The sequence below is a fragment of the Kluyvera sp. STS39-E genome (genome assembly GCF_040932435.1).
Classification (GTDB): domain Bacteria; phylum Pseudomonadota; class Gammaproteobacteria; order Enterobacterales; family Enterobacteriaceae; genus Kluyvera.
The window spans coordinates 67,368-91,264 of the sequence record NZ_JBFQGA010000014.1 but is presented as its reverse complement, the minus strand read 5'-3'; the positions used below and the strand labels follow the sequence as shown (position 1 = coordinate 91,264).

Sequence of the window (23,897 nt, the reverse complement as noted above, 5' to 3'; positions counted from 1 at the left end):
TCAGAGTCAAGCGTTTAATTTCGCTTTTCTCTGCCGAGATTCTCAGGAGAACCTCGCTGACCCGGCGGCTTGTTTGCCGTTGTTCCGTCTCAGTGGGGCCGCATTATAGGGGGAAATTGAGATCCCGCAAGCATAAATATCAAAAATGTTTTCGTTCGCTCACTTTCCAGGCAATACGTCGAATTACCGCCCTATTTGCGCGAAAGTTGCGCGATTTCCCGCGCGAAATCCGCTACCTGCTCCCAATCGGTATAAACCACTTCTTTACTCGTATCCGTTTCACCGCCGGTCATCTTCATAATCAACCGAATCATAAAGCGATCGAACCATCCGTAGCGTGGATAACGCAACGCCCCGGCAAATACCGCACAGCTATCTGGCTGCCATGGAGAACGCAGCAGGAATTTGCGCGTGTAGCTGTTAGTCTGCGGTGAACGCTTTTCTGGTTTACGCGCGACAAGGTTCACCGAGAAGAAGGCGCTGGGTACCGCCTGCAATGCTGCCGCATGCTTTTTCACAAAGCGATCCAGCGCAGGATGGAAATGCCCGTAACGAATAGACGCGCCAATAATGACCCGGTCGTACTGCGACCACTCAATATTATCCGTACGATTCAAATCAATCATCGCCGTATCTCCCCCCAGCTCATGGAGCTGCGAGCAAAGGTAGGCGGCAATTTCACGCGTCTGCCCATCACGGGTGGAAAAGAGCATTAATGTTTTCAACGCTAACTCCTGTTATTCGCGCCAGAACGTTGGGGTGAACAACACCAGCAGCGTAAAGACTTCAAGACGACCAAATAGCATATTCACAATCAGGATCCATTTCGCCACCGGATTCATACTGGCAAAGTTATCTGCGACAACACCAAGCCCGGGGCCAAGGTTGTTCAGCGTAGCCACAACTGACGCAAATGCCGAGAAGTCATCGACCCCGGTCGCGATGATTGCCAACATACTGATAATGAAGACCAGCGCGTAGGCGGAGAAGAATCCCCACACCGCTTCAAGAATACGTTCCGGTAACGCACGGTTACCCAGCTTTATGCTGTAGACCGCATTCGGGTGAACAAGGCGTTTCAGTTCACGGTTACCCTGCTTAAACAGCAGCAGGATACGAATCACCTTCAGACCACCGCCCGTTGACCCCGCACAGCCACCGATAAACGCCGAGCACAGCAACAACACCGGCAGGAATAATGGCCAGCGCGCGATACTGTCGGTCGTGAAACCCGCCGTCGTCGCCATGGAAACCACTTGGAAGAAGGCTTGGTTTAGCGTCGTCACCGCCGAAGCGTAGATATCATGGAACCATAGGACCAACGTGCAAATGACCACCAGCGTGAGCTGCACGCCAATAAACATGCGAAATTCTGGATCGCGCCAGTAAACCTTCAGACTCCGTCCGCTCAATAAAGAGAAGTGCAGACCGTAGTTACAACCGGAGATCAGCAGGAAGATAGCAATAATGGTGTTGATGGTCGGACTATTAAAGAAGCCGACGCTAGCATCATGCGTCGAAAAACCACCGATCGCGATAGTCGCAAAGCTATGACCGATGGCGTCAAATGCCGGCATCCCAGCAAACCAGAGCGCCAGTGCGCACGCCACCGTCAGCAACACATAGATAAGCCACAGCGTTTTCGCCGTTTCAGCAATACGCGGCCGCATTTTGTTGTCTTTCAGAGGCCCGGGCATCTCGGCTCGATAAAGCTGCATCCCGCCGACGCCAAGAATAGGTAGAATAGCGACGGCCAGCACGATGATCCCCATCCCGCCAAACCACTGCAGCATTTGTCTATAAAAGAGGATGGCATGCGGTAACGAGTCCAGCCCCACCAGCGTCGTCGCCCCGGTGGTGGTTAACCCCGAAAATGATTCAAAGAATGCATCGGTTACCGTCAGGTTCGGCTGCTCGGAAAAGATAAATGGCAGCGCACCCACGCTCCCCAGCACGGTCCAAAACAGAACAACAATCAGAAACCCTTCCCGTGATTTCAGTTCGCGTTTTTCCCGACGGTTCGGCCACCACAGCAGCGAACCAATCGCCAATGCGGCAAAAAAAGTCTGGGTGAATGCGCGCCCGGCGCCATCGCGGTAAATCAAAGCCACCAATCCCGGCAGGATCATTGTCCCCGAGAATAAGATGACCAGAAGTCCAACAATTCGAGTAATGGCACGAAAATGCATTTCCGGCGCGTCCTATGATATTCAAAAAAGTCTGGAGGGGGATTATTCGTCAATCGCTAATAAATGCAATGAACCACGGCTAAAATCCGCCAGTCTTGCGGAAAAATCAGGCACTTTTGCCTGAGGAAGCGCCACGCGGAGCTGCACCGTCGCTTGGTAGTCGCTGGTGACGATTTGCCCGGCATGTTGCCCGACCAGCGCCTCAACGCCCGCCAACTGCCCATATTCACATGACAGAGTATATTCGGTAAGCGGCGTCTTAACCTGTGTAGTCAGCAGATTGAGCGCCTGTTGCACCCCACCGCCGTAGGCCTTTACCAGACCACCGGTCCCCAGCAGGATACCGCCGTAATAACGCACCACTACCGCGGTGATTTCTCCGATGCCACTCCCCATCAACTGAGCAAGCATCGGCTTTCCGGCCGTCCCCGCCGGTTCACCATCATCGGAGAAACCCAGCTGTTGTGAATCGTCAGGCCGACCCGCCACCCACGCCACGCAGTGGTGGCGGGCATCCGGGTGTTCAGCGCGAACCGACTCAACAAACGCTTTTGCCGCTTCCACCCCGTCAGTATGCGCCAACAGGGTGATAAAGCGGCTTTTCTTGATCTCTTCAACGAAGGTGGCCGGCTCGGCCGGTATTCGCCAACTGTCCATTACGCCAGTTTCAGGTCACGCGTCATATTTTCGATATTGTTCTCGTGGATAACCACGTTATCTTCAATACGAATGCCGCCAAACGGCTTCAGCGCTTCAATTTTCTGCCAGTTGAAGTGCTTGCTGTATTGACCTTCACGCCACGGCGCGAGCAGAGACTCAATAAAGTAGATGCCCGGTTCGATAGTCAAAACCATCCGCGGTTCCAACATACGAGTGCAGCGCAGGTACGGGTACTTGGACGGCGCAGCCAGGTGCGTGCCAGTATCATCCTGCATAAAACCGGCAACATCGTGAACCTGCAGGCCCAGCGGGTGACCGATACCGTGTGGCATAAACGGCCCGGTGAGATCGTTTTCGACCATCGCCTCTTCGCTCATGTCTGTCACGATCTGATGCTTACGCAGCAGTTTGGCAATGCGCTGATGGAACTGGATATGGTAATCCACATAGCTGGTTCCCGCTTTCATCGTGGCGATCAACGCCAGTTGCTCAGCGTTGACGTCTTTAACCAGATGCGCATAGTCGTTATCGCTGTGCGCCGACCAGGTACGCGTCAGGTCAGCAGCATAACCGTTGTACTCGGCACCGGCATCAAGCAGGAAACTGCGGATTTCTGACGGAGCACGGTGATCGAGCTTGGTATAGTGCAGCACCGACGCATGTTCGTTCAGCGCCACAATGTTGCCGTAAGGCACATCGGTATCACGGTGGCCGGTCGCCGTCAGGTAAGCCAAGTTGATATCAAACTCGCTCATCCCGGAACGGAATGCTTCTTCCGCCGCACGGTGTCCATTAACCGCCATCTTCTGCGCTTCGCGCATACACGCCAGCTCATAATCCGTTTTATAGGCACGATAGTAGTGCAGATAATCAATCACCCCTTTCGGGTTGATATTGGTCGCCGTGATGCCCAAGCCCAGCGCACGTTCCGGAACCGGACCGATATAACCAATATTGCCACGGTCAGCGGGCAGCAGGCTGCTAATACCTTCGGCCTTCGGCAGCGCGATCACTTCAACATCGTCGGTCCAGAATGAGGTCGGCAGTGGTTCAACGTTGTGCCAGTAGTCCACCGGCAGGTAGAACCACAGCTTCGGTTTATTAACACCATCAACCAGTAACCAGCAGTTCGGTACCTGAGTGACCGGCACCCAAGCCTTAAACTGTGGGTTGACCTTGAACGGGTACGCGTGGTCATCCAGAAAAACGTTCATCAGCTCGCCAGAGTGGATAAGCAGCGCATCAAGCTTAAAACGCTCAAGTGCGTCACGCGCCCGCTCTTGTAAGGTAACAATATGATTTTTATAGAGTGCGGCCAGTGATTCCATTATTTACCCTTCTGAATATTATGCCCTCAAGTCCTCGCATAGTAGCACACCTCACTCACCCTGCGTGATTTCCACCGGACGTGATCCGACCAGCAAATATTTAAAGACTCATTTGCATTTATTTAACACAAAATACACACTCGAGAATATCTGGTATGACCAGATCACTTTGCTGGATTCAGGAGACTGACATGCTCTACAAAGGCGACACCCTATACCTCAACTGGCTGGAAGATGGCATTGCCGAACTGGTGTTCGATGCCCCCGGCTCCGTTAACAAGTTAGATACCGCAACCGTGGCTAGCCTCGGCCAAGCGCTCGACGTCCTCGAAAAACAAAAAGAGCTGAAAGGGCTGGTGCTGCGCTCTGAAAAGGCAGCCTTTATTGTCGGCGCGGATATCACCGAATTCCTTTCGTTATTCCTCGTGCCAGAAGAACAGTTCAGCCAGTGGCTGCATTTTGCCAATAGCGTGTTTAACCGTCTGGAAGATTTACCGGTCCCAACCATTTCCGCTGTTAATGGCTACGCGCTGGGCGGCGGTTGCGAATGCGTACTGGCCACTGACTATCGTCTGGCAACGCCAGATCTGCGCATCGGTCTGCCGGAAACCAAACTGGGCATTATGCCAGGCTTTGGCGGTTCCGTCCGTCTGCCACGCCTGCTGGGTGCGGACAGCGCCCTAGAGATTATTGCTGCGGGCAAAGATGTTAGCGCCGAACAAGCGTTAAAATTAGGCCTAGTTGACGGCGTGGTTAAACCAGAGAAGCTGTTTGATGGTGCGCTGGCGATACTGCGCCAGGCAATTAATGGCGATCTGGACTGGAAAGCCAAGCGTCAGCCCAAGCTGGAGCCGCTGAAACTCAGCAAAATTGAGGCCACCATGAGTTTCACCATCGCCAAAGGCATGGTGATGCAGACAGCAGGTAAACACTATCCGGCGCCCATTACGGCGGTGAAAACTATCGAAGCAGCGGCCCGTTTTGGCCGTGAAGAAGCGCTGAATCTCGAAAATAAAAGCTTTGTCCCACTGGCCCATTCTAAAGAAGCCCGTGCGCTGGTCGGTATTTTCCTTAACGACCAATTCGTAAAAGGTCAGGCAAAGAAACTGACCAAGAATACCGAACCGCCAAAACATGCTGCCGTACTGGGTGCAGGCATTATGGGTGGTGGGATCGCCTACCAGTCCGCCTGGAAAGGCGTGCCGGTTATCATGAAGGATATTAACGAGAAATCGCTGACGCTTGGCATGAACGAAGCCAGCAAACTGCTCAACAAGCAGTTGGAGCGCGGTAAGATCAACGGCCTGAAGCTAGCGAGCATCATCTCAACCATTCAGCCGACGCTGGATTACGCCGGCTTTGACCGTGTTGATGTCGTCGTTGAAGCGGTCGTCGAAAACCCGAAAGTGAAAAAAGCGGTGCTGGTAGAGACGGAACAAAAAGTCCGCCCGGATACCGTACTGGCATCCAACACCTCGACAATCCCGATTGGCGAGCTGGCCGATGCGTTGGAGCGCCCGGAAAACTTCTGCGGAATGCACTTCTTCAACCCAGTGCATCGTATGCCGCTGGTAGAAATCATCCGTGGGAAGAAAACGTCAGACAGCACCATCGCCAAAGTCGTCGCATGGGCAAGCCAGATGGGCAAAACGCCAATCGTGGTCAACGACTGCCCGGGCTTCTTCGTCAACCGCGTACTGTTCCCGTACTTTGCTGGTTTCAGCCAGCTGCTGCGCGACGGCGCCGACTTCCGCAAAGTTGATAAGGTAATGGAAAAAGTATTCGGCTGGCCAATGGGCCCAGCCTACCTGCTCGATGTGGTGGGCATTGATACCGCGCACCACGCACAGGCGGTAATGGCTGCCGGATTCCCGCAGCGCATGCATAAAGATTATCGTGATGCTATCGACGCGCTGTTCGACGCTAGCCGCTACGGGCAAAAAAATGGCCTCGGTTTCTGGCGCTATAAAGAAGACAGCAAAGGCAAGCCAAAGAAAGAAGAAGATCCTGCAGTGGATAGCCTGCTGGCAGAAGTTAGCCAGCCGAAACGCGACTTCAGCGAAGAAGAGATTATCGCCCGTATGATGATCCCGATGGTCAACGAAGTGGTGCGCTGCTTGGAAGAAGGCATTATCGCAAGCCCTGCTGAAGCTGACATGGCGCTGGTGTACGGTCTGGGCTTCCCTCCGTTCCACGGCGGCGCATTCCGCTGGTTGGATACGCTGGGCAGCGCGAAGTACCTCGATATGGCGCAGCAGTACCAGCACCTTGGCCCACTGTATGAAGTCCCGGCCGGTCTGCGCGACAAAGCACGCCATAACGAAGCGTATTATCCCCCGGTTGAGCCAGCCCGCCCGGTTGGTGAGCTGAAAACGGCTTAAGGAGTCACGATGGAACAGGTTGTTATTGTTGATGCAATTCGTACCCCAATGGGCCGTTCGAAGGGCGGTGCGTTCCGCAACGTGCGCGCAGAGGATCTCTCAGCCCATTTGATGCGTAGCCTGCTGGCACGTAACCCGGCGCTTGAAGCGGCGGCCATCGACGACATTTATTGGGGCTGCGTACAGCAGACGCTAGAGCAGGGTTTCAACATTGCGCGTAACGCCTCGCTGCTGGCGGAAATCCCCCACTCGGTTCCGGCAAACACCGTTAACCGTCTGTGTGGTTCTTCAATGCAGGCATTACACGATGCAGCTCGCATGATTATGACCGGCGACGCGCAGGTATGTCTGGTGGGCGGCGTAGAGCACATGGGCCACGTGCCAATGAGCCATGGCGTAGATTTCCACCCGGGCATGAGCCGTACCGTTGCCAAAGCAGCAGGCATGATGGGCCTAACGGCAGAAATGCTGTCTCGCATGCACGGCATTAGCCGTGAAATGCAGGACGCTTTCGCCGCTCGTTCACATGCACGCGCTTGGGCTGCAACCCAGTCGGGAGCCTTTAAGAACGAAATCATTCCGACCGGCGGTCATGACGCGGACGGCGTGCTGAAGCAGTTTAATTACGACGAAGTGATCCGCCCGGAAACCACCATTGAAGCGCTCTCCGCGCTGCGACCGGCTTTCGATCCGGTCACCGGTACGGTCACCGCGGGCACCTCTTCAGCCCTCTCCGACGGCGCCTCTGCCATGTTGGTGATGAGCGAAAGCCAGGCACATGCGCTGGGGTTAACTCCACGGGCACGTATTCGCTCGATGGCAGTAGTCGGCTGCGATCCGTCGATTATGGGTTACGGCCCGGTTCCGGCTTCTAAGCTGGCGCTGAAGAAAGCCGGCCTGACCGCAGGCGATATTGATTTATTCGAAATGAACGAAGCGTTTGCCGCACAGATCCTGCCGTGCATTAAAGATCTGGGCCTGATGGAGCAGATCGACGAGAAGATCAACCTCAACGGCGGCGCTATCGCTCTGGGCCACCCGCTCGGGTGTTCCGGGACGCGAATCACCACCACCTTGCTGAACCTGATGGAAAGCAAAGATGCCCAGTTTGGTCTGGCGACTATGTGTATTGGGTTAGGTCAGGGGATCGCGACCGTTATCGAGCGCGTATAAAAACACGCCCCGGCGCCGTAAAAACAGCGCCGGGGCGGATATCATCGTAGGCCGGATAAGACGCGCTAGCGCCACCACCCGGCATCACACACAACAATAAAGTTTAGTTGCCGTTCTTCCCGCCTGTCAGGGGCGGGCTTTTTATTCACGAATCAGATAAACGCAAAAGCATCGCCAAACAGACGATCTTCACGCGCTTGGCGTTCGTTACAGAACAGGTCACGAGCAATCTTGGCCATTTCAAAGCGACCAGCGATATAGATATCATGGTCTGCCAGCGTACCATAATCCTGCAACACCGCTGTCAGCACGGTACCTGAGCGTCCGCGCCAGCCTTCTTCCGGCTGCTCAACTACCGGTTCAACACGCAGATTCGGATGGTTCACCGACAACGCTTCCAGCTCGGAGAGATCATAGAGGTGCTTCTCTTCACGGCCGCCCCAATAAATCGCAACATCACGATTTGGGTTACGCGCCAGCGCAGTCAGCAGGATAGAACGCACATAGGAGAAGCCAGTGCCGCCAGCAATCAGCACCAGAGGACGATCGTCCTCATCGCGCAGCCAAGCTTCACCGTGTGGAATATCGACAACCACTTCACGCTCTTTGAGAATTCTGTCCATCACGGCCATCGCGTACAGATTCAGTTCAGAGGCACCGATGTGCAACTCAATAAACGCTTGTTCGTCCGGCGTTGAGGCCATGGAGAACGGGCGTTTGTCGCGCTCATCCATTACCACCATCAGATACTGGCCGGCACGAAATGAGAAGGTAGCTTCGGGTACTAAACGGACGCGATATACCGTATCGGTAATTGCATCCACCGAGGTCACTTTACAGCTTAAGGTTGTCATGCGCTCCCTCTGTCGGGTCTTTCCCCGTCATTATTTAGGGGATAAATTTATTATTTATCGTCGGAAAAAATGGCCAGCTCGTCCCAGATTTCATCAATACGCGCCGTAACGGCGGGATCTTTTTTAATCGGACGGCCCCACTCGCGCTGGGTTTCCCCAGGCCACTTATTGGTAGCATCCAGCCCCATTTTCGACCCCAATCCGGAAACCGGCGAGGCGAAATCAAGATAATCAATCGGCGTGTTTTCTACCAGCACGGTATCCCTTGCAGGATCCATACGGGTGGTAATCGCCCATATCACATCGTTCCAGTCACGTGCGTTCACGTCATCATCGCAGACAATCACGAACTTTGTGTACATAAATTGCCGTAAAAATGACCATACGCCCATCATTACGCGTTTTGCATGCCCCGCGTACTGTTTTTTCATAGTGACAACGGCGAGGCGATACGAACACCCTTCCGGCGGCAGATAGAAATCAACAATTTCCGGGAACTGCTTTTGCAAAATCGGCACGAACACTTCGTTCAACGCCACGCCCAGCACCGCCGGTTCATCGGGCGGACGTCCGGTGTAGGTGGAGTGGTAAATCGCATCTTCGCGCTGGGTAATATGGGTCACAGTAAAGACCGGGAAACTGTCTACTTCATTGTAGTAACCGGTGTGATCGCCATACGGGCCTTCCGGTGCCATCTCGCCCGGCTCAATGTAGCCTTCCAGCACAATCTCAGCGCTGGCAGGCACTTCTAATTCATTAGAAAGACACTTCACCACTTCGGTTTTGGTACCGCGCAGCAAACCGGCAAAAGCATATTCGGAAAGCGTATCCGGTACCGGCGTCACCGCGCCAAGAATGGTGGCAGGATCGGCACCCAGCGCGACCGCAACCGGGAAACGTTCACCTGGATGAAGCGCACACCACTCCTGAAAATCAAGCGCGCCGCCGCGATGCGACAGCCAACGCATAATCAGTTTGTTTTTGCCAATCACCTGCTGACGATAAATCCCCAGATTCTGCCGCTCTTTATGCGGTCCACGGGTCACCGTCAGCCCCCAGGTAATCAGCGGAGCTGCATCCTCAGGCCAGCAGGTCATGACCGGGATACGGGATAAATCAACGTCGTCGCCGGAGATGATTTTTTGCTGACAAGGCGCGCCACGCAGACGTTTTGTCGGCATGTTCAACACTTGCTTGAACTGCGGCAACTTATCGAACAGATCGCGAAAACCCTTTGGCGGCTCAGGCTCTTTCAAAAAGGCTAATAACTTACCCACTTCACGCAACGCGCTGACATCTTCCTGGCCCATCCCCATCGCCACACGCTTAGGTGTTCCGAACAGGTTACACAGCACTGGCATGGAATAACCAATAGGATTTTCAAACAGTAACGCAGGCCCACCGGCACGAAGAGTGCGGTCGGCAATTTCGGTAATTTCCAGATGGGGATCAACCGGGAGGCTAATACGCTTAAGCTCACCCTGCTGCTCAAGCTGTGTCAGAAAGTCGCGTAGGTCTTGGTATTTCATAGGGTAATTATTGGCCTCCTGGTAAGCGCCTCATTATACGGCGAATGGTTCCGTGATGCTGTAATTTTGTTAAATTAGCGTAAATTAAAGCCACTATAATCAACATCGCGATTTGACCGCACTTTTGGTATGCTCTCGCGTTAAATAGCGAAAACGAGTCATTATGCAAGCTTGGTATTTACTATACTGCAAACGTGGACAACTTCAGCGTGCTCAAGAACATCTTGAACGACAGGCGGTAAATTGCCTCACGCCGATGATCACCTTGGAAAAGATGGTGCGCGGTAAACGTACAACCGTCAGCGAACCGCTGTTTCCAAACTACCTGTTTGTCGAATTTGACCCGGAAGTGATTCACACCACGACCATCAACGCAACCCGTGGCGTCAGCCATTTTGTTCGTTTTGGCATCCACCCTGCAACGGTTCCGTCTTCCGTCATTCACCAGCTTTCCATCTACCAGCCGGATGACGTCACCGATCCGGAAACGCCGTATCCTGGCGACAGCGTCGTGATCACCGAAGGCGCATTCGAAGGGTTTCAGGCCATCTTTGCCGAGCCCGACGGTGAAGCGCGTTCCATGCTGCTGCTTAACCTGCTCAATAAGCAGATCAAGCAGAGCGTTAAAAACACCGACTTCCGCAAATCCTGAGTTAAAACTCTATTTTAAACAATTGTCTGGCATTGTTGTCGGTAACGGCTTCCAGCCACTGTGGCTCTTCGCCGCGCCATTCGGCGACGCGGGACAGAATATGCGGCACAAATGCCGGTTCATTGCGTCGTGACGCCGGTTTAGGCGTCATGTCACGCGGCAGCAGATACGGCGCATCGGTCTCCAAGAGCAGGCGGTTAGCAGGGATCATCGGCAGCATTTCGCGCAGTTCCAGCCCCCGTCGCTCATCGCACACCCATCCGGTTATACCAATGAACAGTCCATGATCTAGACAGGCCTGCAGTTCGTCACGAGTGCCGGTGAAACAGTGCAGCACCGCGCCCGGCAGGTGATCAAGCCAAGGTTCAAGCAGCGCAAAGAACCGATCATGCGCATCGCGGCAGTGCAGGAACACTGGCATACCCAGCTCAGCCGCTATCGCCAACTGAGCGCTGAAAGCCGTTTCCTGCTCAGCGGGCGTGGAGAAATTACGGTTAAAGTCCAACCCGCACTCGCCCACAGCCACTACCTCAATCTTGTTCACCAGCGTATAGATTGAGTCTGCCACTTCCGCAGACCAGCTGCTGCTATCATGCGGATGGACGCCAGCGGTAGACCAGCAGCCCTCAAAACGTTCCGCCAATCTCTGAGCTTCTTCGCTCTCATGACGATTGGTTCCGGTCAGCAGCATACCGTGTACACCCGCAGCAAGGGCTCGGGCGACGACCTCGTCGCGGTCACGAGAAAACTGCGAGCTGGTTAAATTAACACCGATATCAAACATCATGGCCCCCATATGACAACCGCCCTGACGGGCGGTTGGTTATTCTTCATTTTCTTCTGCTTGTGCGTCTTCATCACGCGTCGCACGCTTCCCGGCGTAGAAGCGGGAGAAAAACAGCCCCACTTCGAATAGGCAATACATCGGGATCGCCAACAGCGTTTGCGAGAACACATCCGGCGGCGTCAGCAGCATACCAATCACAAAGGCGGCCACTAGCACGTACGGACGTTTCTTGCGCAGGTCTTCCGGCGTAGTCACGCCAACCCAGCAGAGCAGCACGATAGCCACAGGCACTTCAAACGATACGCCAAACGCAATAAACAACGACATGACGAAATCGAGGTAGCTTTTAATATCCGTTGAAACCAATACTCCAGCCGGAGCCGCGTGGGTCAGGAAGCCAAACGCCAGCGGGAACACCACGAAGTAGGCAAACGCCATACCGGTATAAAACAGCAGGGTACTGGAGACCAGCAGTGGCATCACCAGACGACGTTCATGCTTGTACAGCGCCGGGGCCACAAACGCCCATACCTGATACAAAATGACCGGGGCGGAAAGGATCAGCGACACCATAAAGGTCAGCTTGATCGGCGTAAAAAATGGTGATGCCACGTCGGTGGCGATCATCGTCGCCCCATGCGGCAACTGTTTAATCAACGGTGCTGACACCAGCTGGTAAATGTCGTTGGCGAAATAGACCAGTGACAGAAAAATAACGATGACCGCGATGATGCTGTTGAGCAGACGCTTGCGCAGCTCAATTAAATGAGCGATCAGCGGTTGAGTATCTTCTACGCTCATGTTTACGGTTTATCACTCGATGCGGGGGATGAATCAGGAACGGCAGCCGCAGAAACTTTCTCTTTCTCTACCGAGTTAACCGCTTCGGCCACTGGCGCCGGGGTCTCCTCAGCCGACACACTCGGTTCATCAGCATGTACCGCCTGCGGCTCTGCCGTGGCCGGTTGCACGGCGTCCTTATCCTTCACCACAGGGTTATGGATAGTATTGGCCTCGTCACTCGCCTTCTCAGGATCGTGCGCCGAGTAAGAACGCTTCATCGACTCCGCCGCGTCGCGCAGCTCATCCATAGAAGCTTTCAGCTCAGGCGTCAGACTATCCAGACTCGCCTTCTCCACCTTCTTCAGGCTATCCTGAAATTCTTGGAGTTTAAGCTCCTGCGTCAGCTCATTTTGTACGGTTGCCGCCAGCGAGCGTAGCGCTCTGATCCAGCCAACAACCGTCTTCACTGCAACTGGCAGGCGTTTAGGCCCCAATACCACGAGGCCTATCACAAACACCAGCAGCAGTTCACTGAAACCAATATCAAACACGAATTACACCTGCTCGTTGTCGTGGCGTTTCGCTTCGTCTTTCTTCGCACTTTCCTGCTTATCAGTAATTGATTGCGCAGTGAAATCTGCATCCTGGCTCGGCTTATCTTTTTTGTCGTCTTCATCACCCATGGCTTTTTTAAAGCCTTTGATAGACGCGCCTAAATCCGACCCAAGTGAGCTCAGCTTTTTAGTCCCAAAAAGCAGAACCACGATAACGACGATAATCAGCAACTGCCAAATACTAATACCACCCATACATGTTCCTCTGATAGATGATGAAATAATCAGCGCGCATTATACGTTATGCAGCGCCCTGTTAGCGACGCAAAATTCAGCGCGTCTTACGCCAGCCGGCGAACCATACCACTATGCCTCCGGCCATAAGCCATGCGGGTGCAAACCCCCATTCCGGCCGAGATACCAATAACATTGTACCGCTCAGGAGTAAAACCGCGCCTATACCAAAGAGATAGCGAGACTGCCCCTGCCGAGTATGATGCGTTGCCATATCCTGCGAAATCTTCGCCAGACTGGCCTCCATCTGCTTACTCTGTCGCAAGCTGTCGTACACCAACTCAGGCAATTCCGGCATTTTTTCAATCCAGAACGGTGCTTTGTCCTTCAACGCGCGGAACAGAGCGGGTATCCCCACTTGGTCTTTAATCCAAGATTCGAGGAATGGTTTCGCCGTCTTCCATAAATCTAACTGAGGATAGAGCTGGCGTCCTACTCCTTCTACGTAAAGTAATGTCTTTTGCAGTAACACAAGCTGTGGCTGCACTTCCATATTAAAGCGGCGAGCGGTGTTAAACAGGTTTAGCAGGACATGGCCAAACGAGATCTCTGCCAGCGGTTTTTCGAAGATAGGTTCACACACGGTGCGGATAGCAAACTCGAAATCTTCCACGTTGGTATCCGCGGGCACCCAGCCGGAGTCCACGTGCAGCTCAGCCACTTTGCGGTAGTCACGGTTGAAGAAGGCAATAAAGTTTTCTGCTAAATAACGCTTATCATCTTTGTTTAGCGATCCGACGATGCCGCAATCGATGCCGATATACTGCGGATCTTCCGGATGTTCATAGCTGACAAAAATATTGCCTGGATGCATGTCGGCATGGAAGAAGCTGTCGCGGAATACCTGGGTAAAGAACACCTGAACGCCGCGTTCGGCCAACAATTGCATGTTGGTATTTTGCTTTTCCAGCGTCTCAATGTCGGACACCGGAATACCGTAGATGCGCTCCATGACCAGCATGTCGACGCGGCAGTAATCGGAGTAAATCTCCGGCACGTACAGCATCGGGCTATTTTCGAAGTTGCGCCGCAACTGGATGGCGTTAGCCGCTTCGCGCAGCAGGTTCAGCTCATCAAGCAGCGTTTTTTCGTAATCACGCACCACCTCCAGCGGACGCAGGCGGCGACCGTCAGGCAGCAGACGAGGCACCCAGCGCGCCAGGCGATAGATAAGCTTCATGTCGGCTTTGATAACCGGAAGGATATCCGGACGGATAACCTTGATCACCACCTCTTTGCCATTCTCTTTTAGGCGCGCGGTGTGCACCTGGGCAATCGATGCGGAAGCCAGCGGCTCAATCTCAAAATCATCAAACCAGCTTTCGACGGGGATATCACCCATCGATTTTTCAATTTGCTGCTTTGCCAGTTTGCCATCGAAAGGAGCAACGCGATCCTGCAGCATAACCAGCTGATCGGCAATCTGCGGTGGGAAAAGGTCGCGACGGGTGGAAAGCATCTGACCGAACTTGATCCACACAGGGCCAAGCTCTTGTAGCGCCAGGCGCAGGCGCTCACCTAATGGCTTATTTTTGTGGCGGTTTGGCATCCAGAATAACAGCCGACGCCCAATACGCAGCGGCAGCGTGATACGCATCTTGGGAATCAGCTCATCAAGCCCGTAGCTCAAAAAGGTGTGGATGATAAAGTACAGGCGCCGTAATTCTCCTGGCGTCATTTCTCCTCCAGTTTTTCCAGCCGTTGGGTCAGTGCAGCTAGCTCACGCTCTACGGCCATCGTTTCTTCGGCGAACCACGCTATTTCCAATGCGCCAGGCGCCAAGCGCCACTCTTCAGTCAACGCTTCAGAGACGTAGCGCTGCTGACGCGCCAAACCATGTTGCACAAACTTCGCCCCCCCGCGCAGGAGCTTACTCACCCCTTCAGCGGCGATATCGCCGGTATAGGGCGCAAGCAGTTCAGCAGGGTCGAATTCCGCGAGGTCGGCCAACGATACGAGGTTTTGCACAACCTGTAGATCGCCCTGCACTTCGAGATCGTTATTGCGGATAAGCGCGGTGAGCTGTTGGCGGTTACGCAGCTGCGGCAATACGCTGACACGCGTGATAACGGTGCAGTCTGCCTCGCCTTCCCACGCGCCCAGCACATCAACCTGGCGCTCGCTAAATACCAGCACCAGCGGCGAGGAGAACTCTTTAAGTTCAATGCGCAACACTTTGCCAATAAGACGCTGACGAGCGGGCTTCAAGGCATTTTCACGCCAAAGCAGCGTATTAATGGCGGTCTCAATGCTGCCAGTCACTAAGGGTTTTAAAGGCATAGCCGCACCTCAATCAGAATTTATAGCCGCGATGCAGCGCAACGATCCCTGCGGTCAGGTTGAAGTAGTCAACGTTTTCCAAACCGGCGTCTTGCATCATCTCTTTCAGCGTGTCCTGATTCGGGTGCATACGGATGGACTCCGCCAGATAACGGTAGCTGTCCGCATCGTTAGCCACCATTTCGCCAATACGCGGCAGAATGTGGAACGAATAGGCATCGTAGGCTTTGCTCAATGGCTCAATAATCGGTTTAGAGAACTCAAGCACCAGCAGGCGCCCACCCGGCTTCAGCACGCGGTACATGGAGCGCAGCGCTTTCTCTTTGTCGGTGACGTTACGTAGGCCAAAGGAGATGGTAATGCAGTCGAAGGTATTATCCGGGAAAGGCAGTGCTTCTGCGTTAGCCTGTACGTATTCCACGTTGCCCACAACGCCAATGTTACGCAGCTTTTCACGACCCATTTTCAACATCGAGTCGTTGATATCAGCCAGTACCACACGCCCGGTTTCACCCACCATGCGCGAGAACTTCGCCGTCAGATCGCCCGTACCGCCCGCCAGATCGAGAACTTTCTGTCCACGGCGCACGCCGCTGCAATCAATGGTAAATCGCTTCCAAAGACGATGAATACCGAATGACATCAGGTCATTCATAACATCGTATTTTGCGGCCACAGAATGGAAGACATGTGCCACCATGTCGACCTTCTGATCTTTGGCAATTGTTTGAAAGCCAAAGTGCGTCGTTTCTTGTGAATCCTCAACCATCTCTATGCCTGCTTATCAAGAAAATGTTCATGGAGTGTAACAGATTGGGCACGATTGCCCTACGATTCCACCCCGTTACGAAATCCGCCATTTCGCTGGATTAGCGGCGTTCTGCCGCTAACGGATTGTCATCATTCAACTCTTCATCGTCGCGCAATCGGAACTCATCATCCTGTGATGTGGCCTGTTCGACGAGGTCTGGATTAATCTCGCGTTTCACCTCAACGCCAAGATGACGGAATGCTTCCGCCTGCACCAACAGATTACCGCGACCGGAAGTCAGCTTTTTCATCGCCTGACGGTAGTTGTCCTGTGCTTTATCGAGGCTTTGACCAATAGACGACATATCGTCAACGAACAGGCGCATTTTGTCATATAAGCGGCTGGCACGTTCAGCAATATGTTGCGCATTGCGGCTTTGGTGCTCGTAGCGCCACAGGTTGGAGATAGTGCGCAGAGCCACCAGCAATGTGGTTGGGCTGACCAGCATAATATTATTTTTCAGCGCTTCGCTAATCAGTTCGGGCTGCCGGTCTAGCGCCAGTAAAAACGCTGGCTCTACGGGGATAAACATCAGGACGTAATCCAACGAACGCAGCCCCGGAAGCTGCTGGTAATCTTTACGGCCCAGCATACGGATATGGTTGCGCACCGCCGCGATATGCTCCTGCAGCGCAGTTTCTCGGGTGTAGTCATCTTCGGCGTTGAAGTAGCGCTCGTAAGCCACCAGCGTCATTTTGGCATCCACCACCACGTCTTTGCGGTGAGGCAGGCGCACAATAACGTCCGGCTGCATACGCGAATTGGCGTCCGTGTTGATGCTGACCTGGGTTTCATATTCGTGCCCTTCCCGCAGGCCGGAGGCTTCCAGTACGCGGCTGAGCACCACTTCGCCCCAGTTGCCCTGCGTTTTATTATCGCCTTTCAGCGCCCGGGTTAGGTTGACGGCTTCCTGCGCCATCTGGGCGTTGAGCTGCTGAAGGTTACGAATTTCATGCGCCAACGTGTGCCGCTCGCGCGCTTCCTGACCAAAGCTGTCCTGAACCTGACGACGGAAACCGTCTAGCTGTTCACGTAGCGGCGTCAGCAGGCCGTGCAGGCTTTGCCGGTTTTGTTCATCGACCCGACGGTTGCTCTGTTCAAAGATGCGGTTGGCAAGATTTTCGAACTGCTCACTCAGACGCTGTTCGCTGTTGAGCATCAGGCGGTGTTTTTCATCGCCGTGCTGGCGCGTGGTCTCGAGCAGCGTAGTGACCTCGCGGAGATCGACCTCCAGCGACGAGTTAATCTCCCGCAGGCTGCGCAGCTCGTTGTTGAGCAGTTCGCACTCGTCACGCCAATGAGCATGCTGGGCGATTTGCTGTTTCGCCGCGCTCAGTTCGCCGTATACATCGCGTTCTTCTGCCAACTGTTCAGCGCGCTGCTGCGCGACACGATAGCTTGCCGCCAGCCAGCCAATCGCGATGCCCGCCAGTGCCACTAATGCATAAATCACCACGGCAATATCCACAACGCCCCCTGCCTGAATCCGTTATCTGCACAAAAATAGAATTGTGCTGTATAAACGTCCAGTTTTAAAGCAGTTTCCTGCGAGCCGCGACGCAAAAAGAAAAAGGCCGAACAAGTCGGCCTTTTCGCAAAGGAGGGAAAACTACAGCAGACGACGCGCCGCTTCCACTACGATTTTCACCGCGTGGCTTTCGGTCTGTTTCATGGTCTCTGCGTTAGGAATTTCCTGTTGGGTGCGGTTAACGATAACGCCCGCAACCATCCCCGCGCGCAGACCCTGGCTTGAGCACATGGTCAGCAGGGTGGCGGATTCCATTTCATAGTTCATCACACCCATTGACTGCCACTCTTCCATAGAGCCTTTGAAGTTGCGTACAACGCGGCCTGAGAAGGTGTCATAGCGTTCCTGACCCGGATAGAAGGTATCAGAGGAAGCAGTAACGCCCACGTGAGTGGTCGCACCGACGGCTTTCGCCGCTTCTACCAGCGCGGTCGTACACGCAAAGTCAGCCACCGCTGGATATTCCATCGGGGCAAAGTGCAGGCTCGCACCGTCAAGACGGACGGACGCCGTGGTGACCAGTACATCACCCACATTGATATTTGGCTGAATGGCACCGGTGGTACCCACGCGCAGGAATGTGCGAATGCCCAGCTGTGCCAGCTCTTCTACGGCAATGGAGGTCGATGGACCACCGATACCGGTTGAGCAAACGATCACTGGCTTGCCATCAAGCTCAGCACGCCAGGAGGTAAATTCACGATGAGATGCCAGTTTTACCGGCTTTTCCATCAGCGCGGCGATCTTTTCCACACGCTCCGGGTCACCGGGGACGATAGCAACCGTAGCCCCTTGTAAATCGTTTTTGGTGAGGCCGAGATGAAAAACATCAGACTTGGACATAAAGAACTCCTCTGTGGTTCAGTTTTGTCAGAAGAAGCAAAAATGTACTTTATAGAAGACCACAACATTTTTTCGTGATTGCTATCACTAAGAATTAAAAATATTGCATTAAATTCCATGCAAATAGTGATTTACATCACATTAACAAGTTAATGTGATCGTCTGCTGCACAATAATACGCCGTCTTGAGGCACTGTGATTCGGCTATGAGTTCATTCAAAGGGTACGGAGAATGCCATGACAATCAAGACACAACCTGGATTTGCACCTGCTGCTTCACCTCATGCCTCTACCACCGTCCATACGCCCGAAGAGGCCATCACGGCGGGGGAAACCTCTATCCCCTCACAGGGGGATATGCTACCGGCCTATCACGCGCGGCCAAAACATAGCGATGAGCCTCTCCCGGTAATCATCGTAGTGCAGGAGATTTTTGGCGTCCACGAACACATTCGTGATATCTGCCGCCGCCTAGCACTGGAGGGCTATCTGGCGATTGCACCAGAGCTCTATTTCCGTCAGGGCGATCCGAACGACTACGACGATATCCCCTCACTGTTTAGCGGCTTAGTCACAAAAGTGCCTGATGCTCAGGTGCTGGGCGATCTCGACCACGTCGCCAGCTGGGCGGCGCGTCATGGCGGCGATGCCAACCGTCTGTCGGTGACGGGTTTCTGCTGGGGTGGACGCATTGCATGGCTGTATGCCGCGCATAATCCACAGCTTAAAGCCGCAGTCGCCTGGTATGGTCGCTTGATCGGTGACAAAACGTTGAATTCACCGAAAAATCCTGTCGACGTTGCGGTCGATCTTAGCGCTCCGGTGTTAGGGCTGTACGGCGGGCAGGATACTGGGATATCTCTCGAGTCCGTAGACACCATGCGCCAAGCGCTGCGTGCGGCGAATGCGAAAGCCGACATTGTGGTCTACCCGGAAGCCGGTCATGCCTTTAATGCTGACTATCGTGCCAGCTATCATGAAGAATCGGCCAAAGACGGCTGGCAGAGAATGCTGGCGTGGTTTGCCCAGCATGCAGGGAAGAAGGGATAGCCCTACAACAAACGGGAATTGCCCATAATCTAAACGGAGGCTTTCGCCTCCGTTTTACATTTTACGCTTGGCGCAAATTCTGCGCTGCCTGCACCATATTTGCCAACGCTGCCCGAGTTTCCGGCCAGCCGCGGGTTTTCAGTCCGCAGTCCGGGTTGACCCACAGGCGTTCAGCCGGAATACGTAGTTCGGCTTTCTTAAGCAACGCTTCAATCCACTCGACGCTTGGCACATTTGGCGAGTGAATGTCATATACGCCCGGTCCAATTTCGTTTGGATAGTCGAACTCTTCAAACGATTCCAGCAGTTCCATGTCAGAGCGTGAGGTTTCAATGGTGATCACATCTGCATCGAGCGCCGCAATGGAATCCATGATGTCGTTGAACTCGCAGTAACACATGTGGGTGTGGATCTGCGTTTCATCTTTCGCGACCGCCGCGTTGATACGGAAGGCCTCCACACCCCATTCCAAATATGCCGCCCAATCGCTGCGACGCAGTGGCAGGCCTTCGCGTAGCGCCGGTTCATCAATCTGGATAATACCAATGCCTGCCGCCTCCAAATCTGCAACTTCATCACGCAGCGCCAGCGCAATCTGTTTGGCGATGGTTTCGCGGGTCACATCCTCACGCGGGAAGGACCAGCAAAGAATGGTCACCGGGCCGGTGAGCATGCCTTTCACCGGTTTGTCAGTCAGAGACTGCGCGTACTTCGCCCACTCAACGGTGATTGCTTCCGGGCGGCTGACATCGCCAATCACTACCGGCGGCTTCACGCAGCGAGAGCCATAACTCTGCACCCAACCGTTTTGGGTAAAAACAAAACCATCGAGATGCTCACCGAAATACTCCACCATGTCGTTGCGTTCGGCTTCGCCGTGCACCAGCACATCGAGGCCCAGGCGTTCTTGCTCAATAATTGCCTGTTTGATGTGCTCAGCAATCCCGGTGCGATAGTTACCCACATCAAGGTTGCCTTTTTTAAAGTCCAGACGTAGGCCGCGAATTTCCGTGGTTTGCGGGAACGAGCCGATGGTGGTGGTCGGCCAGGCCGGTAAATTAAAGCGCGCACGTTGCGCCTTGGCGCGCTGTGAATATGCGCTGGTACGCTGACTATCCTGTGCGGTGACCGCCGCCAGTCGCTGCTCAACGGCGGTGTTATGAACACGAGTAGAGTGGCGACGGGCTTGAATCGGTGCGCTCCACGCCACAAGCTCAGCCGTATTGCCGCTATTCAGCGCGTCGCGCAGCAGCGCCAGCTCACCGCATTTTTGCAGGGCGAAGGCAAACCAGCTTTTCACTTCTGCATCTAGGCGTGTCTCAACGCTGAGATCGATTGGGCTATGCAGTAGCGAGCATGAAGATGCCACCCAGAGCGCGCGTTTGCCGACAATATCCTTAATTTGTGCATATTTTTGCGTGAGATCGGCACGCCAGACGTTGCGGCCATTAATCAGGCCTGCGGAAAGCAGCCAGTCGGCAGGAAGACGCTTGTGCAGTTCGTTCACGTCATCTTTCCCGTGCACGAAATCGACATGCAGCCCCTGAACTGGCAGTGCGGTAATGGTATTAAGGTTCGGTGTGACACCTTCAAAATAGGTGGTCAGCAGCAGCTTGAGCTGTCCTGTCAGCGCATCGTACGCCGGCTTGAACGCATCCAGCCATTTCTGCGGCAGCTCCAGCACCAGTGCGGGTTCATCGATCTGCACCCATTCAACGCCACGCTTCGATAGCTCGTTCAGCACCTGTTGGTAGACCGGCAGGATATCGTTGAGCAGGCTAAGGCGCTCAAACGGCTCGCCCTTCACTTTGCCTAGCCACAGGTAGGTTACCGGGCCAAGTAGAACAGGTTTCACCTTATGGCCCAGCGCCAATGCTTCGTCCACTTCATCCAGCAGTTGGGTCCAAGTCAGTTTGAACTGCTGGCCTTTGACAAACTCCGGCACCATGTAGTGATAGTTGGTGTTAAACCATTTGGTCATTTCCGCCGCCGCTGCAGGTTCGCCGGTCGGGGCGCGACCGCGGCCAATACGGAATAAGGTGTCGATATCAACCGAGCCGTCTTTATTCTGGTGCCGCACCGGGACGTTGCCCAGCAGAAGACTGGTGGTGAGGACATGATCGTACCAAGCAAAATCCCCCACTGGCAGCAGATCAATGCCCGCTTGTTTCTGCTGCTCCCAGTGACGAGCACGCAGTTCGCGCCCAGTCGCAAGTAATTCTTCACGAGAGGCATTGCCTGCCCAATAGCTCTCTTGCGCTTTTTTCAGCTCGCGGCGCAGACCAACACGAGGGAAACCGAGGGTGTGGTTTTGAATCGTCATCATATGCCTCTCATGGAATTTTCAGTATTTAGCCGTCCAGATGTTTACACATCCATAATCGACAGGTACTGTATAATCCTCAAGCGCAATATGTTCATGCCGAAGTGAAGGACTTTCATGATCGAGATTAAACACCTGAAAACGCTCCAGGCGTTGCGGAATACTGGTTCACTGGCAGCCGCTGCGGCGACGCTGCATCAGACCCAGTCCGCCCTTTCTCACCAGTTCAGCGATCTGGAACAGCGCCTTGGCTTTCGGCTATTTGTGCGTAAAAGCCAGCCGTTACGCTTTACCCCGCAGGGAGAAATCTTGCTGCAGCTGGCAAACCAAGTGCTGCCGCAAATTAGCCAAGCGCTGCAGTCCTGCAATGAGCCACAGCAGGCGACATTACGCATCGCCATTGAATGTCATAGCTGTATTCAGTGGTTAACGCCCGCGCTGGAAAACTTCCACAAGCAGTGGCCTCAGGTGGAGATGGACTTTAAATCCGGCGTGACGTTTGACCCGCAGCCAGCCCTGCAGCAGAGCGAACTGGATATCGTGCTGACCTCCGATATTCTGCCGCGCAGCGGTTTGCACTACTCGCCAATGTTCGATTTCGAGGTGCGCCTGGTGCTGTCACCGGATCATCCGCTGGCAGCCAAAGCGCGCATCACGCCGGAGGACTTAGCCGCAGAAACATTGCTTATTTACCCGGTGCAGCGTCAGCGCCTAGATATCTGGCGTCACTTCCTACAGCCGGCAGGTATCAGCCCACAGTTTAAAAGTGTGGATAACACGCTGTTGCTGATTCAGATGGTGTCGGCACGTATGGGCATTGCCGCACTGCCGCATTGGGTGGTGGAAAGCTTTGAGCGCCAGGATCTCATCGTGACCAAGACCCTGGGCGAAGGACTGTGGAGTCGGCTGTACGCTGCCGTGCGCGACGGCGAGCAGCGTCAGCCGGTGACAGATGCGTTTATTCGCTCAGCGCGGAACCACGCTTGCGATCATCTGCCGTTTGTGAAGAGTGCGGAGCGACCCACTTACGATGCACCCACAGCGAAGCCAGAATCACCGCTGCCCCTGTAAGGAAGCTCGGCCAGTGGGGTTGTTGGTGCCAGATTGCCAGATTAACTAACAGCCCCGCCGGCACATGCATGTTGTTCATGATACCTAACGTGCCCGCGTCCACCTGCGTGGCACCGTAGTTCCACATAAAATAGCCAATCCCAGATGCGACCACGCCGAGGAATACCAGAATGCCCCACTGCGGCATCGTCTCCGGCATTTTCTGCGTATTGCCCAGCAGCGACCAAGCCACCACCGCAACCACAAACGCGCCAAGGTAGAACCAAGCAAAAGCATTGTGCTGCGGCATAGGACGGGTTTCCATCAGACGCTTGTAGCCCACCATGCCGATGGCAAAAGTGATGTTGGAAAGCTGCACCAGCAACAGTCCCATCCAGAAATGACTGGTCACTTGGTCATAGCGAATGATCCCCGCGCCAATCACCGCCAGCAGCGCGCTGAAAGCATAGCTCCAACGCAGGCGGCGTCCGCTCATCAGGTCATAAATCAAGGTGATGTAGAGCGGCGTCAGTACGGTAAACAGCAGCAACTCAGAAACGGTGAGGTACATATAGGCGCGGAAACTCAGCATATACATAACGCCAAGCTGCATCGCACCCACCAGCATATACAGACCGATAGTTTTCAGGCTATGCCCGCGCGTGCGCAAGAACGGCAGGAACACCAGTGCAGCTAAGCCGACGCGCACGAGCACGGCAAAATAGCTGTCGATATGCCCGGCAAGGTACTCGCCATAAAAGCTAAAAGAGAAGGCCCACAGGATCGTGGTAATAATCAGGAGCGCCACAATGAATGTCTCATAGGAAG

General features: G+C 54.2%; 22 protein-coding genes. 5 read left to right on the top strand and 17 right to left on the bottom strand.

Annotation, left to right across the window (positions count from 1 at the left end; all coding sequences use genetic code 11):
- Positions 1–191: 191 nt before the first annotated feature.
- The 4 genes from hemG to pepQ are packed head-to-tail and all read right to left on the bottom strand — an operon-like array spanning position 192 to position 4,177.
- Positions 192–725: a menaquinone-dependent protoporphyrinogen IX dehydrogenase gene (gene hemG / locus AB4K05_RS23390; protein WP_368482086.1), complete on the bottom strand. Its 534-nt coding sequence runs from the start codon at positions 723–725 to the stop codon at positions 192–194.
- Between the two features lie 12 nt (positions 726–737).
- Complete coding sequence (trkH, locus tag AB4K05_RS23385; protein WP_368482085.1) at positions 738–2,189, bottom strand: Trk system potassium transporter TrkH; 1,452 nt, start codon at positions 2,187–2,189, stop codon at positions 738–740.
- Positions 2,190–2,231: 42 nt separating this feature from the next.
- The gene (locus tag AB4K05_RS23380) at positions 2,232–2,846 is read right to left on the bottom strand and encodes an IMPACT family protein (RefSeq protein ID WP_368482084.1); all 615 of its coding nucleotides are present in this window, start codon (positions 2,844–2,846) and stop codon (positions 2,232–2,234) included.
- The gene (pepQ, locus tag AB4K05_RS23375) at positions 2,846–4,177 is read right to left on the bottom strand and encodes a Xaa-Pro dipeptidase (RefSeq protein ID WP_368482083.1); all 1,332 of its coding nucleotides are present in this window, start codon (positions 4,175–4,177) and stop codon (positions 2,846–2,848) included. The genes AB4K05_RS23380 and pepQ overlap by 1 nt, the downstream gene beginning before the upstream one ends.
- A gap of 191 nt (positions 4,178–4,368) precedes the next feature.
- On the opposite strand from pepQ, the gene fadB reads away from it, so the two are divergent.
- Positions 4,369–6,558 (top strand): fatty acid oxidation complex subunit alpha FadB, encoded by a 2,190-nt coding sequence (fadB, locus tag AB4K05_RS23370; protein ID WP_368482082.1) that lies wholly within the window; start codon positions 4,369–4,371, stop codon positions 6,556–6,558.
- A gap of 9 nt (positions 6,559–6,567) precedes the next feature.
- Positions 6,568–7,731, top strand: coding sequence for an acetyl-CoA C-acyltransferase FadA (gene fadA, locus AB4K05_RS23365; RefSeq protein WP_368482081.1), 1,164 nt, complete (start codon positions 6,568–6,570; stop codon positions 7,729–7,731).
- A 152-nt stretch (positions 7,732–7,883) separates the two neighbouring features.
- Here fadA and fre read toward each other — a convergent pair whose 3' ends face one another.
- Positions 7,884–8,585 (bottom strand): NAD(P)H-flavin reductase, encoded by a 702-nt coding sequence (fre, locus tag AB4K05_RS23360; RefSeq protein WP_368482080.1) that lies wholly within the window; start codon positions 8,583–8,585, stop codon positions 7,884–7,886.
- A gap of 50 nt (positions 8,586–8,635) precedes the next feature.
- Entirely contained in the window at positions 8,636–10,114 is a 1,479-nt protein-coding gene (gene ubiD / locus AB4K05_RS23355) for a 4-hydroxy-3-polyprenylbenzoate decarboxylase (protein WP_368482079.1), read from the bottom strand.
- Between the two features lie 163 nt (positions 10,115–10,277).
- On the opposite strand from ubiD, the gene rfaH reads away from it, so the two are divergent.
- On the top strand, positions 10,278–10,766 hold the full coding sequence (gene rfaH / locus AB4K05_RS23350) for a transcription/translation regulatory transformer protein RfaH (RefSeq protein WP_368482078.1): 489 nt from the start codon (positions 10,278–10,280) through the stop codon (positions 10,764–10,766).
- 1 nt (position 10,767) lies between these two features.
- Here the strand turns inward: rfaH and tatD are convergent, their stop codons facing one another.
- From tatD to udp, 9 genes are all read right to left on the bottom strand, one after another.
- A complete protein-coding gene (tatD, locus tag AB4K05_RS23345) occupies positions 10,768–11,562 on the bottom strand; it encodes a 3'-5' ssDNA/RNA exonuclease TatD (protein ID WP_368482077.1) in 795 nt (264 codons plus the stop codon).
- Positions 11,563–11,589: 27 nt separating this feature from the next.
- Positions 11,590–12,354 (bottom strand): Sec-independent protein translocase subunit TatC, encoded by a 765-nt coding sequence (gene tatC / locus AB4K05_RS23340; protein WP_368482076.1) that lies wholly within the window; start codon positions 12,352–12,354, stop codon positions 11,590–11,592.
- A 2-nt stretch (positions 12,355–12,356) separates the two neighbouring features.
- Positions 12,357–12,887: a Sec-independent protein translocase protein TatB gene (tatB, locus tag AB4K05_RS23335; protein ID WP_368482075.1), complete on the bottom strand. Its 531-nt coding sequence runs from the start codon at positions 12,885–12,887 to the stop codon at positions 12,357–12,359.
- 3 nt (positions 12,888–12,890) lie between these two features.
- Positions 12,891–13,145: a Sec-independent protein translocase subunit TatA gene (gene tatA, locus AB4K05_RS23330; RefSeq protein ID WP_062777444.1), complete on the bottom strand. Its 255-nt coding sequence runs from the start codon at positions 13,143–13,145 to the stop codon at positions 12,891–12,893.
- A 76-nt stretch (positions 13,146–13,221) separates the two neighbouring features.
- Positions 13,222–14,862, bottom strand: a complete 1,641-nt coding sequence (gene ubiB / locus AB4K05_RS23325; RefSeq protein ID WP_368482074.1) for a ubiquinone biosynthesis regulatory protein kinase UbiB — start codon at positions 14,860–14,862, stop codon at positions 13,222–13,224.
- Positions 14,859–15,464 (bottom strand): SCP2 domain-containing protein, encoded by a 606-nt coding sequence (locus AB4K05_RS23320; protein ID WP_368482073.1) that lies wholly within the window; start codon positions 15,462–15,464, stop codon positions 14,859–14,861. The genes ubiB and AB4K05_RS23320 overlap by 4 nt, the downstream gene beginning before the upstream one ends.
- 13 nt (positions 15,465–15,477) lie before the next feature.
- Entirely contained in the window at positions 15,478–16,233 is a 756-nt protein-coding gene (gene ubiE / locus AB4K05_RS23315) for a bifunctional demethylmenaquinone methyltransferase/2-methoxy-6-polyprenyl-1,4-benzoquinol methylase UbiE (RefSeq protein WP_368482072.1), read from the bottom strand.
- A 100-nt stretch (positions 16,234–16,333) separates the two neighbouring features.
- A complete protein-coding gene (gene rmuC / locus AB4K05_RS23310) occupies positions 16,334–17,743 on the bottom strand; it encodes a DNA recombination protein RmuC (protein ID WP_368482071.1) in 1,410 nt (469 codons plus the stop codon).
- Between the two features lie 141 nt (positions 17,744–17,884).
- On the bottom strand, positions 17,885–18,646 hold the full coding sequence (udp, locus tag AB4K05_RS23305; protein ID WP_368482070.1) for a uridine phosphorylase: 762 nt from the start codon (positions 18,644–18,646) through the stop codon (positions 17,885–17,887).
- Between the two features lie 237 nt (positions 18,647–18,883).
- Here udp and AB4K05_RS23300 point away from each other — a divergent pair, with 237 nt between their 5' ends.
- Positions 18,884–19,696, top strand: coding sequence for a dienelactone hydrolase family protein (locus tag AB4K05_RS23300; RefSeq protein WP_368482069.1), 813 nt, complete (start codon positions 18,884–18,886; stop codon positions 19,694–19,696).
- A 61-nt stretch (positions 19,697–19,757) separates the two neighbouring features.
- Here the strand turns inward: AB4K05_RS23300 and metE are convergent, their stop codons facing one another.
- Positions 19,758–22,019, bottom strand: coding sequence for a 5-methyltetrahydropteroyltriglutamate--homocysteine S-methyltransferase (gene metE / locus AB4K05_RS23295; protein ID WP_368482088.1), 2,262 nt, complete (start codon positions 22,017–22,019; stop codon positions 19,758–19,760).
- Between the two features lie 117 nt (positions 22,020–22,136).
- Here metE and metR point away from each other — a divergent pair, with 117 nt between their 5' ends.
- The gene (gene metR / locus AB4K05_RS23290) at positions 22,137–23,090 is read left to right on the top strand and encodes an HTH-type transcriptional regulator MetR (RefSeq protein WP_368482068.1); all 954 of its coding nucleotides are present in this window, start codon (positions 22,137–22,139) and stop codon (positions 23,088–23,090) included.
- On the opposite strand, the gene AB4K05_RS23285 is transcribed toward metR, so the two are convergent.
- A complete protein-coding gene (locus tag AB4K05_RS23285; RefSeq protein ID WP_368482067.1) occupies positions 22,978–23,877 on the bottom strand; it encodes a carboxylate/amino acid/amine transporter in 900 nt (299 codons plus the stop codon). The two genes, metR and AB4K05_RS23285, sit on opposite strands and share 113 nt — an antisense overlap.
- Positions 23,878–23,897 lie beyond the last annotated feature (20 nt).

Coding starts and splice junctions, on each gene's coding strand:
- trkH (WP_368482085.1), bottom strand. CDS start 2,189: ATGCATTTTCGTGCCATTACTCGAATTGTTGGACTTCTGGTCATCTTA.
- AB4K05_RS23380 (WP_368482084.1), bottom strand. CDS start 2,846: ATGGACAGTTGGCGAATACCGGCCGAGCCGGCCACCTTCGTTGAAGAG.
- pepQ (WP_368482083.1), bottom strand. CDS start 4,177: ATGGAATCACTGGCCGCACTCTATAAAAATCATATTGTTACCTTACAA.
- fadB (WP_368482082.1), top strand. CDS start 4,369: ATGCTCTACAAAGGCGACACCCTATACCTCAACTGGCTGGAAGATGGC.
- fadA (WP_368482081.1), top strand. CDS start 6,568: ATGGAACAGGTTGTTATTGTTGATGCAATTCGTACCCCAATGGGCCGT.
- fre (WP_368482080.1), bottom strand. CDS start 8,585: ATGACAACCTTAAGCTGTAAAGTGACCTCGGTGGATGCAATTACCGAT.
- ubiD (WP_368482079.1), bottom strand. CDS start 10,114: ATGAAATACCAAGACCTACGCGACTTTCTGACACAGCTTGAGCAGCAG.
- rfaH (WP_368482078.1), top strand. CDS start 10,278: ATGCAAGCTTGGTATTTACTATACTGCAAACGTGGACAACTTCAGCGT.
- tatD (WP_368482077.1), bottom strand. CDS start 11,562: ATGGGGGCCATGATGTTTGATATCGGTGTTAATTTAACCAGCTCGCAG.
- tatC (WP_368482076.1), bottom strand. CDS start 12,354: ATGAGCGTAGAAGATACTCAACCGCTGATCGCTCATTTAATTGAGCTG.
- tatA (WP_062777444.1), bottom strand. CDS start 13,145: ATGGGTGGTATTAGTATTTGGCAGTTGCTGATTATCGTCGTTATCGTG.
- ubiB (WP_368482074.1), bottom strand. CDS start 14,862: ATGACGCCAGGAGAATTACGGCGCCTGTACTTTATCATCCACACCTTT.
- AB4K05_RS23320 (WP_368482073.1), bottom strand. CDS start 15,464: ATGCCTTTAAAACCCTTAGTGACTGGCAGCATTGAGACCGCCATTAAT.
- ubiE (WP_368482072.1), bottom strand. CDS start 16,233: ATGGTTGAGGATTCACAAGAAACGACGCACTTTGGCTTTCAAACAATT.
- udp (WP_368482070.1), bottom strand. CDS start 18,646: ATGTCCAAGTCTGATGTTTTTCATCTCGGCCTCACCAAAAACGATTTA.
- AB4K05_RS23300 (WP_368482069.1), top strand. CDS start 18,884: ATGACAATCAAGACACAACCTGGATTTGCACCTGCTGCTTCACCTCAT.
- metE (WP_368482088.1), bottom strand. CDS start 22,019: ATGACGATTCAAAACCACACCCTCGGTTTCCCTCGTGTTGGTCTGCGC.
- metR (WP_368482068.1), top strand. CDS start 22,137: ATGATCGAGATTAAACACCTGAAAACGCTCCAGGCGTTGCGGAATACT.